Source organism: Streptomyces thermoviolaceus, assembly GCF_045209695.1.
Lineage (GTDB): Bacteria > Actinomycetota > Actinomycetes > Streptomycetales > Streptomycetaceae > Streptomyces > Streptomyces thermoviolaceus.
In genome coordinates this window covers 3,602,625-3,615,480 of sequence record NZ_CP109280.1, presented here as the reverse complement: position 1 = coordinate 3,615,480, position 12,856 = coordinate 3,602,625, and the positions used below count along the sequence as shown (strand labels likewise).

Annotated in this window: 9 protein-coding genes; 2 read left to right on the top strand and 7 right to left on the bottom strand. The window is 71.2% G+C overall.

Features of this window, described 5'->3' with window-relative positions:
* Window positions 1–104: 104 nt before the first annotated feature.
* From galK to galT, 3 genes are read right to left on the bottom strand one after another with little or no spacing between them, the layout of a single operon-like run.
* Window positions 105–1,268 carry a galactokinase gene (gene galK / locus OG899_RS15895; protein ID WP_189427770.1) on the bottom strand — a complete coding sequence of 388 codons (1,164 nt, stop codon included), beginning with the start codon at window positions 1,266–1,268 and terminating at the stop codon, window positions 105–107.
* A complete protein-coding gene (gene galE / locus OG899_RS15890; protein ID WP_189427771.1) occupies window positions 1,269–2,237 on the bottom strand; it encodes a UDP-glucose 4-epimerase GalE in 969 nt (322 codons plus the stop codon).
* Window positions 2,234–3,316 carry a galactose-1-phosphate uridylyltransferase gene (gene galT, locus OG899_RS15885; RefSeq protein WP_125500512.1) on the bottom strand — a complete coding sequence of 361 codons (1,083 nt, stop codon included), beginning with the start codon at window positions 3,314–3,316 and terminating at the stop codon, window positions 2,234–2,236. The genes galE and galT overlap by 4 nt, the downstream gene beginning before the upstream one ends.
* A 253-nt stretch (window positions 3,317–3,569) precedes the next feature.
* Between galT and OG899_RS15880 the strand changes: the two genes are divergently transcribed.
* Together OG899_RS15880 and OG899_RS15875 are read left to right on the top strand one after the other, a co-directional pair.
* Window positions 3,570–5,261, top strand: a complete 1,692-nt coding sequence (locus tag OG899_RS15880; protein ID WP_125500511.1) for a sodium:solute symporter family protein — start codon at window positions 3,570–3,572, stop codon at window positions 5,259–5,261.
* A gap of 21 nt (window positions 5,262–5,282) precedes the next feature.
* Complete coding sequence (locus OG899_RS15875) at window positions 5,283–5,603, top strand: hypothetical protein (protein ID WP_125500510.1); 321 nt, start codon at window positions 5,283–5,285, stop codon at window positions 5,601–5,603.
* 97 nt (window positions 5,604–5,700) lie between these two features.
* On the opposite strand, the gene OG899_RS15870 is transcribed toward OG899_RS15875, so the two are convergent.
* From OG899_RS15870 to OG899_RS15855, 4 genes are all read right to left on the bottom strand, one after another.
* Complete coding sequence (locus OG899_RS15870) at window positions 5,701–6,378, bottom strand: response regulator transcription factor (protein WP_125500509.1); 678 nt, start codon at window positions 6,376–6,378, stop codon at window positions 5,701–5,703.
* A gap of 382 nt (window positions 6,379–6,760) precedes the next feature.
* Window positions 6,761–8,623 carry a PQQ-binding-like beta-propeller repeat protein gene (locus tag OG899_RS15865; RefSeq protein WP_189427772.1) on the bottom strand — a complete coding sequence of 621 codons (1,863 nt, stop codon included), beginning with the start codon at window positions 8,621–8,623 and terminating at the stop codon, window positions 6,761–6,763.
* Between the two features lie 161 nt (window positions 8,624–8,784).
* Entirely contained in the window at window positions 8,785–10,758 is a 1,974-nt protein-coding gene (locus OG899_RS15860; RefSeq protein ID WP_125497927.1) for a PQQ-binding-like beta-propeller repeat protein, read from the bottom strand.
* Window positions 10,759–11,003: 245 nt separating this feature from the next.
* Window positions 11,004–12,830 (bottom strand): ABC-F family ATP-binding cassette domain-containing protein, encoded by a 1,827-nt coding sequence (locus tag OG899_RS15855; RefSeq protein WP_125497926.1) that lies wholly within the window; start codon window positions 12,828–12,830, stop codon window positions 11,004–11,006.
* Between the last annotated feature and the right edge of the window lie 26 nt (window positions 12,831–12,856).

Genomic DNA, 12,856 nt, shown 5'->3' with positions numbered 1-12,856 from the left:
TTGCGCGGGGGACCGCTCGATCGTAGTGCGATCACGGCGCGCGGCCGGCCGGGCGGGGGCACCACCCGGCCGGCCCGGCAGCGGTCGGCCTCGGTGAGCGGCCCTCACACGAGGCGTCGTGCGCCCGCGGAGGGCACGGCCTCGAAGACGCGCGGGGCCGTGAAACCGGCGTGCGTGAAGGCGTCCTCGAAGGCCTTGGTGAGGGCGGGCACGTCGTCCGCCTCGGCCAGGACGATCGCCGAGCCGCCGAAGCCGCCGCCGGTCATCCGGGCGCCCAGGGCGCCGGAGGCCAGTGCGGTGTCGACGACCAGGTCGAGTTCCGCGCAGGAGATGCGGAAGTCGTCGCGGAGCGAGGCGTGGCCCTCGGTCAGCAGCGGGCCGATGGCGCGGGTCTCGCCGGACTCCAGCAGGGACACCACGCGTTCCACGCGCCGGTTCTCGGTGACGACGTGCTTCACCAGGCGGCGGACCTCCTCCTCGTCGCCCAGCCGGTCCAGGGCGGCGTCCAGGCCGTCGCAGGGCACGTCGCGCAGGGCGTCCACGCCCAGCAGGGCCGCGCCCTTCTCGCAGCCGGCGCGGCGCTTGCCGTACTCGCCCTCGCTGTGGGCGTGCTTGACCTGGGTGTCCACCACCAGCAGGCGCAGGCCCTGGGCGGCCAGGTCGAAGGGGATCTGACGCTGGGACAGGTCGCGGGTGTCGAGGAACAGGGCGTGGCCGGCCTGGCAGCAGGCGGCGGCCGTCTGGTCCATGATGCCGGTGGGGGCGCCGACGTAGATGTTCTCGGCACGCTGGCACAGGCGGGCCAGCTGCCAGCGCTTCAGGCCCAGTCCGCACAGGTCGTTCAGGGCGAGGGCGACGACGACCTCCAGCGCGGCCGAGGAGGACAGGCCGGCCCCGGAGGGCACGGTGGAGGCCAGGTGCACGTCGGCGCCGGGCACCTCGTGGCCGGCCTGGCGCAGCGCCCACACCACGCCTGCCGGGTAGGCGGTCCAGCCGTCGGCGGTCTCGGGTGCGAGGTCGGCGATCCGCAGCTCGACCGGGTCGGACGGCATGTCCGCCGAGTGCAGCCGCAACACCCCGTCGTGGCGCAGGGCGACGGCGGCGACGGCGGTGTGCGGCAGGGCGAACGGCATGACGAAGCCGTCGTTGTAGTCGGTGTGCTCGCCGATGAGGTTGACCCGGCCCGGGGCGGCCCATACGCCGTCCGGTTCGGTGCCGTACAGCGCGGTGAAGCCCTCCCGCACCTGCTGAGCGTGCTCTGCCGCCACTTACCGCTCCTTCGCGATGTGCTGTGCGAACTCCCAGGCGTCCGCGATGATGTCCGCCAGGTCCGCACGGGAGGGGTTCCAGCCGAGCTTCTCGCGGGCGGCGGCGGCCGAGGCGACCAGGACCGCCGGGTCGCCGCCGCGGCGCGGGGCCACGACCTCGGGGATGGGGTGGCCGGTGACCTTGCGGGCCGTGTCGATCACCTCGCGGACGGAGAAGCCGTTGCCGTTGCCGAGGTTGCAGATCAGGTGCTCGCCGGGACGGGCGGCGCGCAGGGCCAGCAGGTGGGCCTCGGCGAGGTCGGCGACGTGGATGTAGTCGCGGACGCAGGTGCCGTCCGGGGTGGGGTAGTCGTCGCCGAAGACGGAGATGGTCTCGCGGCGGCCGAGGGCGACCTGCAGCACGAGCGGGATGAGGTGGGACTCGGGGTCGTGGCGCTCGCCGTAGGCGCCGTAGGCGCCGGCGACGTTGAAGTAGCGCAGCGAGACCGCGCCGAGACCGTGGGCGGCCGCCTCACCGGTGATCATGTGGTCGACGGCCAGCTTGGAGGCGCCGTAGGGGGAGGTGGGGGCGGTCGGGTCGGTCTCGGTGATCGGGACGCCGGCCGGTTCGCCGTAGGTGGCGGCGGTGGAGGAGAACACCAGGGTGCGCACGCCCGCCTCGCGCATCGCGGCGAGCAGCGCCATGGTGCCGCCGACGTTGTTGTCCCAGTATTTCTCCGGCTTCACCACCGACTCGCCGACCTGGGAGAAGGCCGCGAAGTGCAGGACGGCGTCGAAGGAGTCGTCCAGCCACCGGCCGGCGTCGCGGATGTCGCCCTCGATGAAGGCGGCGCCGGCGGGCACGCCCTCACGGAAGCCCGTGGACAGGTTGTCGAGCACGACGACCTCGTGCCCCGCCTCGAGCAGATGCTGGGCCACCACGCTCCCGACATACCCCGCACCGCCCGTCACCAGATACTTGCCGCTCATCGGCTGGCCACCTCTCGCAGTCGCTCGGCCGCGCGCTCCGGCGGCACGTCGTTGATGAACACGCTCATGCCCGACTCGGAACCCGCGAGGAACTTCAGCTTGCCGGACGTACGGCGGATGGTGAAAAGCTCCAGGTGCAGGGCGAAGTCCTCGCGGACCACGCCGTCGAAGCCGTCCAGCGCGCCGAACGGGGCCTGGTGCCAGGCCGCGATGTAGGGCGTGGGGCGGGTGCTCCCGGTGCTCTGCCCGTCCTCACCGTCGAAGATCCGGTCGAAGCGCCTCAAGAGTTCCAGATAGACCTGGGGGAACTCCGTGCGGGCCCCCTCGTCCAGCGCCCTCAGGTCGGGGACGCGGCGGCGCGGGTAGAGGTGGACCTCGTAGGGCCAGTGCGCGGCGTACGGGACGAAGGCGACCCAGTGGTCGGTGGTGAGCACGACCCGCTCGCCGGCGAGTTCCCGCTCCAGCACGGCGTCGAAGAGGTTCTCGCCACCGGTGGCCTTCTTGTGGGCGGCCAGGGAGCGCAGCATCAGCGTGGTGCGCGGGGTGACGAAGGGATAGGCGTAGATCTGGCCGTGCGGGTGGCCGAGGGTGACGCCGATCTCCTCACCGCGGTTCTCGAAGCAGAACACCTGCTTGACCGAGGGCAGCTGGGACAGCTCGCCGGTGCGGTCGGTCCAGGCGTCGAGGACGAGGCGGGCCTGCTCGTCGGTCAGGTCGGCGAAGGAGGCGTTGTGGTCGGAGGTGAAGCAGACGACCTCGCAGCGGCCGGAGTCGCCGGCCAGGGACGGGAAGCGGTTCTCGAAGACCACCACGTCGTAGGCGGAGTCGGGTATCTCGGTGAGGTGGTCGCCGCGGGTGGGGCACAGCGGGCATTCGTCGGCCGGCGGGTGGTAGGTGCGGCCCTGGCGGTGGGAGGCCACGGCGACCGCGTCGCCGAGCAGGACGTCGTGGCGGATCTCGGAGGTGGTGACGGTCCGCTCCAGCGGCCGTCGGTCGACCGCGTCCCGCACGGTGTCGTCCCGCAGGTCGTAGTAGATGAGCTCACGACCGTCGGCGAGCCGGGTCGAGGTCTTCTTCACGGGTGGACTCCCCACTGGAGGCCTAGCTCCACGCTCCATCAACCAACACAATCAAACATAACACGCCACAACCAATCACCGAAGGCCGGATCCTCGTCGCCACCCGACTCCGGCACGCCTGGACAAGATCACCACTCGTTTACGCCACGCTTACATCACAATCAAACAAAGACCACCAACACAAGTGTTCATTTTCTGAACACAAGAGCGTAGGTTCCCGGCTGGATCAGTTCGCGCAACGAAGCGAGTACTCATGCACACCCCCACATACGCGCCCGCGTACCTGGCGGCGGAGCTACGCCTCCCCACCAACGGGCTGGACTACGCGATCCTCGGCATCTACTTCGCCGTCGTCCTGGGCATCGGCTTCGCCGCGCGCCGCTCGGTGAAGACCAGCCTGGACTTCTTCCTCTCCGGACGGTCGCTGCCCGCCTGGATCACCGGCCTGGCGTTCATCTCCGCCAACCTGGCCGCCACCGAGATCCTCGGCATGGCGGCCAACAGCGCGCAGTACGGCGCCTACACCGTGCACTGGTACTGGATCGGCGCCATCCCGGCCATGGTGTTCCTCGGCCTGGTGATGATGCCGTTCTACTACGGCAGCAAGGTCCGCTCCGTCCCCGAGTTCCTGCTGCTGCGGTTCGACAAGGGCGCGCACCTGCTCAGTTCGATCCTGTTCGCTTTTGCCGCCATCCTGATCGCGGGCGTCAACCTCTACGCCCTCGCGATCGTCGTCGAGGCCCTGCTGGGCTGGCCGCAGTGGGTGGCGATCGTCGTCGCCGGCTTCTTCGTGCTGGCCTACATCACCCTCGGCGGCCTGTCCTCCGCGATCTACAACGAGGTGCTGCAGTTCTTCGTGATCCTCGCGGCCCTCATCCCGATCGTGGTGCTGAGCCTGAAGAAGGTCGGCGGCTGGGACGGCCTGACCGACAAGCTGACCGCCACCCACGGCCACGACTTCGTCACCGCGTGGGGCGGCACCGGCATCGGTGAGGCCAACCCGCTCGGCGCGAACTGGCTCACCATCGTCCTCGGCCTCGGCTTCGTCCTGTCCTTCGGCTACTGGACGACCAACTTCGCCGAGGTGCAGCGCGCCCTGTCGGCGAAGAACCTCTCCGCCGCCCAGCGCACCCCGCTGATCGCCGCCTTCCCGAAGATCTTCATCGTCTTCCTGGTGATGATCCCCGGCCTGGCCGCCGCGGTCCTGGTGCCCAAGATCGGCACCTCCGCCTCCGGGCTGCAGTACAACGACGCCATCCCCTACCTGATGCAGGAACTGCTGCCCAACGGCGTCCTGGGCATCGCGGTCACCGGTCTGCTCGCCGCCTTCATGGCGGGCATGGCGGCCAACGTGTCGTCGTTCAACACGGTGTTCACCACCGACATCTGGGCCCGGTACGTGGTCAAGGACCGCGAGGACGGCTACTACGTGCGCTTCGGCCGGCTCATCACCGCGATCGGCGTGCTCGCCTCCATCGGGACGGCGTTCCTGGCGTCGTCGTTCTCGAACATCATGAGCTACCTGCAGACGCTGTTCTCCTTCTTCAACGTGCCGATGTTCGTGGTGTTCATCATCGGCATGTTCTGGAAGCGCGCCTCGATGAAGTCCGGCTTCTGGGGTCTGCTCGCCGGCACCGCCGCCGCGATGGTCAACTACTTCGTGCTGTACAAGAACGGCATCGTCGACATCCCCTCCGACCAGGGCGCCAACTTCGTCTCCGCGATCGCCGGATTCGTCGCCGGCGCGGTGGTGATGGTGGCCGTGTCGCTGTTCACCGAGCCCAAGCCGGAGCAGGAGCTGCAGGGCCTGGTCTACGGCACCAGGTCGCCGGGGGTCGCCGAGCCGCCCGCGCCCGGTGACGAGGCCTGGTACCGCAAGCCCGCGCTGCTCGGCTGGGGCGCCGTCGTCCTCGCCGCCGTCTGCTACATCCCGTTCTCGATCTGATCGCGGGAGGATTGGAAGACCATGTCCGAGTCCGAGAACGCCGCACACCGCCCCGCGGGCACCGAGCACGACGTCCAGCGCGAGGTCGAGGAACTGGAGAGCAAGTCCGCGACCGCCGCACGCATCTTCGACCTGCGCCGGATCATCGGCGGACTGTTCGTGGTGTACGGCGTCATCATCACCATCACCGGTCTCACCGACTCCCAGCAGGCCATCGACAAGGCGCAGGGAGTGAACATCAACCTGTGGACCGGGATCGGCATGCTGATCCTGGGCGCGTTCTTCCTGGTGTGGCTGAAACTGCGCCCCACGACCACGCCGGAGGAGCCGGAGTCCGAGTAACATCCCGCTCCGTCACAGCACCTTCACGCCGAGGCCCTGCCGTCGGCCCCGCACCCTCCGCCCACGCGGCGGACGCGGGCCACGGCAGGGCCTCGGCTCATCCGCCGCGCCGGCTGCTCACCCGGTCCAGCAGCCCCGTGCGGGCCGCCAGAGCCGCCGCCTCCAGACGTGAGCCCACCCCCAGCTTCATCAGCACCCGCTGCACATGGGTGCGGGCCGTGCTCGGCGCGATGCCCATGCCCGCCGCGATCAGCCGGGTGTCCTCGCCCTCGGCGATCCTGACCAGCACCTCCGCCTCCCGCGGGGTCAGCATCCCCAGCAGCCGCTGCCCCTCGTCGTCGGCCTGGTCGGGCGGGTTCAGCAGCTCGCCGAAGGCCCCCTGCAGCAACTGCGGGGCCACCGCCGCCTCCCCTGCCCGCGCTTTCGTGATCGCCCGCTCCACACCCTCGATGCGCTCGTCGTGCCGCACATAGCCGGAGGCTCCCGCGGCGAACGCGGCGGCGATACCGCGCGGTGAGGGCACCGGCCCCAGCACGACCACCGCGATCTGCGGACGCTCCCGCTTGATCCGGACCACGGGTTCGAACGTGCCCGGCTCGGCGGGGGTCGCCGTGCCCAGCAGGCACACCTCCGGCGCACGGTTGATCACCAGGTCCGCCGCGCCCGCGGCCGGCGCCGCGGCGGCCAGCACCCGGTGCCCGCGCAGCTTCAGTGCCGAGGCCAGCGCCTCGGCGTGCAGTCGGTGGTCGTCGACCACCATGAGCCGCACTCCCATCGAACAACCCCCCAGTCCCCCCTGCGTACGCAGCCGGGGATGCCCGCCGGATCCCTCGAAGGAGTCGCCGGCACCCCCACATCCGGTGGCCCCCCGGCACACCGGCCCTCCATGTTCCGGAAGCTACACGCTCGCCGCCCATCGCGCTGCCCCTACCGGCGCAAAGTGCCCCGGATCGGCGGACTTTGGCCGACCTGCGGCCGCGTGCGGACGGTGCCCGGACGGATCACGGGCCGTTGGACCGACGCCCGGTGCGCGCCCGGTCCCGCCCGGGCCTACGCACCGGCTCCGCCGCGTACGGGGGTCCGGTCCCGCCCTTGTACCCACAACGGCCCCGCCCCCGGGGGACGGGGACGGGGCCGTGAGGCGGTGGCCGGACGGGTCAGCCGTCGGTGCCGAAGGCCACCACCAGGTAGTCCTTGCCGTAGGAGGACGGCTTGGTGACGTAGTCGTCCCCCATGAACAGGCGGCCCTGTCCGTAGCGGAACTCGGCGGTGTCCGGGGAGAAGCTCGTCTCGATGTCGCGCACCTCGCGGGTGGCCGGGTTCTGCATCAGGACGGTCTCCTGGAAGGTCTCGCCGTCGATGCTGACGATCTGTCCGCCCTTGTCCCACGGCGGGGACTTGTAGGCGATGATGTTCGGCCCGTCCATGCGCAGCGGATAGATCTCCCAGTCGTCGCCGGCGTCCGCGCGCTGACCGGTCTGCTTGCCCGTGGCCAGGTCGAAGGCGACGATCTCGTTGGTGTCGGAGTCGGCGCTGCCGCCGTGCTGCTCGGTCGACACGTACAGCCGGTCGTTGCCGACGACGGCGTTGGTGCAGTTCTCGGCGTGGAAGATGTCGCAGTCGACGGCGTAGATGTCGCCCGGCACCGAGATGTGTGTGCGCAACTTCCCGGTGGCGTTGTCGATGGCGTAGAAGTCGGAGACGGCGCTGCCCTTCGCGGTGCCGCCGGCGTCGGCGGCGACGACGAGCGGGTCGGTGGATATCACCGATGCGTCCTCGATGCCCTCCGCCATCGTGTAGTCGGAGAGCACCTTGCCGGTCTTCGGGTCGACGGTCTGGATGTGCAGGACGGGCGCGTCGTACGTGCCGCACTCGCGCACCGCGACCAGCTTGGCGCCGCCGGCGTACCCGCCGTCGTGGCAGTCGCCGTCCGGCTTGGGCAGCCACCGGGCCTTGCCGTCGGCGATGCCGAAGGCGGCGCCGCCGGAGGAGCTGCCCACGGCCACGGCGTCCTCGCCGACCGTGATGTTGTCGAAGGTCTCCACGCTGTCACCGGACTTCACGGTCTGCGTCCACAGCTTCTTGCCGGCCTTGAGGTCGAGCGCCGCTATCTGGCTGCAACCGTGCGTGGGGCGGTCCTCGGTGGGCATCGCGGGCTGGTAGAGGATCGCCGTGCGGCCGTCGGCCGTCATGTGCGTGCTGGCCTCGCAGACCGGGCCGGGAAGTTTGATCGTCCACAGCTTGGTGCCCTTGTCGGGGTCGTAGCCGGCGACCTCGGCGACACCGGTCTTGGCGTAGACCGTGTCGGTCAGCCAGGAGCCGGGGGTGCTGATCGAGTCCGACACCGTGGGGTTCTCATGCTGGAACAGGATCCTGGAGGAAGGATCGGCGGGCGCCTTCTCCTTGGCGCTGCCCGCGGACTCGCCGCCCTTGCCGTCCGTGGCGCTGTGCTTGGTGCCGCCGCCGGAGGAGGCGGCGTACCAGACGCCACCGCCGACGATCAGCGCGATCGCGGCCACGGCCGCCACGATGATCGTCAGCTGCTTCTTCTTCTCGCGCGATCCGCCGCCGGACCCCCCGGCCTGCGGTGCCGTCGGCGCGGCGGACGGTGCGCCCGGCTGCCCCGGGTAGCCGTAGCCGGAGTACGGGGAACCGCCGTACGGTCCCGGCTGCTGGGCGTACGGGTTCGGTGCGGCCGGCTGCCCGGGATAGCCGTAGCCGGCGGGCGGCTGCGGGGGCTGGGGGGCCTGCGGGTAGCCGTAACCGGCGGGCGGTGCGGGCGGTGCGGGCGGCTGGGGCGCCTGCGGGTAGCCGTAACCGGCGGGCGGTGCGGGCGGCTGGGGCGCCTGCGGGTAGCCGTAACCGGGCGCCGGCTGCGGCGGACCGGCCGGCGGGGCAGGCGGAGTCGGCCCCGTGCCCTGCGGAGGCGTGGGCGGGGTCTGGGGGGCGGACGGCGGCTTCGGGGGCTGGGACGGGCGGTCGTCGGAGGAGTTCTCCGGCGGCGGGGGTGGCTGGGTCATGACACGTGTACCTCGGGGAAGCGGTTGGAGGCGAAACGGGACGGCGAAGGGCGGGGCAGGGCGCGGCGGAGGTGCGGCCCCGGCGGCGGATCGCGTTCACGAGTCGCGGTCCGCCCTTCGGGGCCGGGCGGCACACCGGCCGGGACGAGCGGTACGGCAGGCTACTTGCCGAAGGCCATCATCAGCTTTTCCTCGGCCTCGTCGCTGCCGTTCAGCTGGGCGCTGGAGATGAAGAAGCGCCCGCCGACCCAGTCGATGTTCTTGCGGAAGAAACCGTTCTCGATCTCCGCGGTGCCCTCCGGGTTCTGCAGCAGCTTGACCGGGGTGTGGGAGGAACCGGCCGACTCGATGGACACCACCTGGCCGCCCTGGACGTACGACGGCTCGACGTAGGCGATGAGCTTCCCGCTCTCCGTCTTGATGGGCTGCATGGAGGTCTGGGTCGGGGATTTCACCCGCCACTTCTCCTTGCCGGTGTCCAGGTCGACCGCGACGATCTCGTTGGCGCCCATGGTCACCGCGGTCGGCAGGTACAGGGCGTTCGCGTCGGCGGCCACGCCCGAGCAGCCCTGCAGGTTGCGGGTCAGGCCCGGCCAGCCGCACTGGGGCTCGATGCTGTCCTTGACGTCGACCTGGCTGCGGATGCCGCCCTTGGTGTCCAGGACGGAGATGTTGGCGCGCTCGTCGCCCTCGTGGGTGGAGTACAGCACCAACGGGTCGACGGAGAAGGCGCGCCGGACACTCCAGCCCTTGGGGAGGACGCGGGTCCACTTCACCTTGCCGGTGGCCGGGTCGAGTTCCTGTACCTCGTCGTGTTCGTTGCTGCCGCCGGCGCCGCAGGACGCGACCTGGATCAGCCGGGTGCTGCCCGCGAACCCGGCGGGGAAGCAGCCGGCGCCGTACTTCTTCTTGTCGTACAGCTTCTGTCCGGTGTCGATGTCGTAGGCGACAGCGGACAGCTGGCGGCCCGCCACGAGCGTCGTGCCGCTGATGGTCAGGCTGATGGTGACCGTGCTGTCGAAGACGCCGTCACCCCTGGTGAGCTTCGTGCTCCAGCCCTTCTTCCCGGTGTTCAGGTCGATCTGCTGGAGCTGGTCGCAGTGGGTGCTGCCGCCGTTGCGGCTCTCGTAGGCCACGACGACCTTGTCGTCGGACGACTTGACCGGGGTCACGGCGCAGATCTGCTGCGGGAAGGAGATCGGGTCCCAGGTCGGCCTGCCGTCGTCGACGTTGTAGGCGAAGAGCTGCTTGTAGGCGGGCTTGACCACCGTCTTGTCGGTGACCCACATGCCGGGGGCCTCGGCGCCGCCCTTGGGGGCGTCCGGGGCCGACTTGTACCACAGGACGCGGGACTCTCCGGGCTTGCGGCCCGCGTTGAGGTCCTCTGGCTCCTCGTCGCCGGCGCCGCGGCCGTCCCCGGGGTCGACCGGTGCGCTCGCGGAGCTGTGCTCGGCGACCGGCTTCTTCTGCTGCTCCTGGTCGTCACCGCTGCCGGTCACGGCCCATACGGCACCGCCGACCACCAGCAGACCGGCCGCGGCCGCACTGACGACGGCCGCGGGCCGTCCCTTGAAGGGGTTGCGGGAGCCGCCGGCGGGCGGCGGGGTGCCGGGGCCCCCCGGAACCTGCGGCTGCGGGTAGCCGTAGCCGGGCTGCTGGCCGTACGAGCCGGGCTGACCGTACGGGCCCGGTTGGCTGTACGGGCCGGGCTGCGCGTAGGGGCCCGGCTGCGCGGGGGAGCCCGGCTGCGCGTACGGGTTCTGCGGCTGCTGCTGGTACGGGCCCGGCTGCTGCGGCGGAGCGTACGGGCCGGCCGGCTGCTGCGGGTAGCCGTAGCCGGGCGCCGGCTGCGGCGGGCCGGCCGGCGGAGCGGGCGGGGTCGGCCCGGCACCCTGCGCCGACGGGGCCTGCCCACCCTGCGCGGGCGGGGTCCGGTCGCCCTGCTCGGGCGTGGTCCGACCCGCGTCCTGAGGGGCGGGTGCCTGCGGCGGTGTGCCGGACGCGTCCTGGTGGGCGGGCTGTATCCGCGGGGGGCCGAATCCGCCGGCGGGCGGCGTGACCGGCTGCGGGGGCCGGTCCTGAGGCTGCGATGCTCCCGAGTGGCCCTGCGGCGGCTGGCCGGGCGGCTGAGTCATCAGCGCGTTTCCCCCTCGTTCACTGATTTTTCGCCACGCCCTGAGGTTCGCGAAGGACCCAGAGTCGTACTGCTCATCGAAATCGGACAGTTCTGCAACGGGTCCTTCATATCACCCGTGACCGACAGCCAACGGGCTGTGACCATGCCTGTGCCCAGGCGCGGACCGGGTCGTGATGGCGCCGTTACGGTCCTTCACGCCCCCTTCACGCGGCGCGCGCCCCGCCCCTCACGCGCCGTTCGGGGCTATGCGTCCTCGGCGAGATTCAGCCACCGCAGTTCCAGTTCCTCCCGCTCGGCCGTCAGGGCGCGCAGTTCCGCGTCCAGTTCGGCGACCTTCGCGAAGTCGGTGGCGTGCTCGGCGATCCGAGCGTGCAGCGCGGACTCCTTCTCCGCGATCCGGTCCAGCTGCCGCTCGATCTTCTGCAGTTCCTTCTTCGCGGCACGCTGCTCGGCGGCGCTCTTCTGCGGCTTGTGCGCGGTCGGCGGCGCGGCCTTCTGCGCGACGGGCGCCGGGGCGGCGGCCGCGGCCTGCTGCTCCATGCGCTGCCTGCGCTCCAGGTATTCGTCGATGCCGCGCGGCAGCATCCGCAGCGTGCCGTCGCCGAGGAGCGCGTAGACGGTGTCGGTGGTGCGCTCGATGAAGAACCGGTCGTGGGAGATGACGATCATCGAGCCGGGCCAGCCGTCGAGGAGGTCCTCGAGCTGGGTGAGGGTCTCGATGTCGAGGTCGTTGGTGGGCTCGTCGAGGAAGAGGACGTTGGGCTCGTCCATCAGCAGCCGCAGCAGCTGCAGCCGCCGTCGCTCGCCGCCGGACAGGTCGCCCACCGGCGTCCACTGCTTCTCCTTGCCGAAACCGAAGGTCTCGCACAGCTGCCCGGCGGTCATCTCCCGCCCCTTGCCGAGGTCGACGCGCTCGCGGACCCGCTGCACGGCCTCCAGCACCCGCCAGTTCGGGTCCAGTTCGCCGATCTCCTGGGACAGGTAGGCCAGCTTGACGGTCTTGCCGACGGCGATCCGGCCGCCCGCGGGCTGCTCCTCGCCCTCGGTGCGCGCGGCCCGCTCCAGGGCCCGCAGCAGGGACGTCTTGCCCGCGCCGTTGACGCCGACCAGACCGACCCGGTCGCCGGGGCCGAGCTGCCAGGTGACGTGCTTGAGCAGCACCTTGGGGCCGGCCTGGACGGTCACGTTCTCCAGGTCGAAGACGGTCTTGCCGAGCCGGGAGGAGGCGAACTTCATCAGCTCGCTGCGGTCCCGGGGCGGCGGCACGTCCTTGATCAGCTCGTTGGCCGCCTCGACGCGGAACCGCGGCTTGGAGGTACGGGCGGGCGCGCCGCGCCGCAGCCACGCCAGCTCCTTGCGGATCAGGTTCTGCCGCTTGGCCTCCTCGCTGGCGGCGATGCGCTCGCGTTCGGCCCGGGCGAAGACGTAGTCGGAGTAGCCGCCCTCGTACTCGTAGACGGTGCCGCGCTGCACGTCCCACATGCGGGTGCACACCTGGTCCAGGAACCACCGGTCGTGGGTGACGCACACCAGTGCCGAGCGGCGCTCGCGCAGATGCCGGGCCAGCCAGGCGATGCCCTCGACGTCGAGGTGGTTGGTGGGCTCGTCGAGGACGATCAGGTCCTGTTCCGCGATGAGCAGCTTGGCCAGCGCGATGCGCCGCCGCTCACCACCGGACAGCGGGCCGACGACGGTGTCCAGGCCCTGCGGGAAGCCGGGCAGGTCCAGCCCGCCGAACAGTCCGGTGAGGACGTCGCGGATCTTCGCGTCGCCCGCCCACTCGTGGTCGGCCATGTCGCCGAGGACCTCGTGCCGCACGGTGGCCTCGGGGTCCAGGGAGTCGTGCTGGGTGAGCACGCCGAGCCGCAGCCCGCCCAGGTGGGTGACCCGCCCGCTGTCGGGCTCCTCCAGCCTGGCCAGCGTCCGGATCAGTGTGGTCTTGCCGTCGCCGTTGCGGCCGACGACGCCGATCCGGTCGCCCTCGGACACGCCGAGTGACACACCGTCGAGCACGGCTCGGGTGCCGTAGACCTTGCTGATGTTCTCGACATTGACGAGGTTGACGGCCATGTCGCTCCTGAGCCGGGGGTGGGACA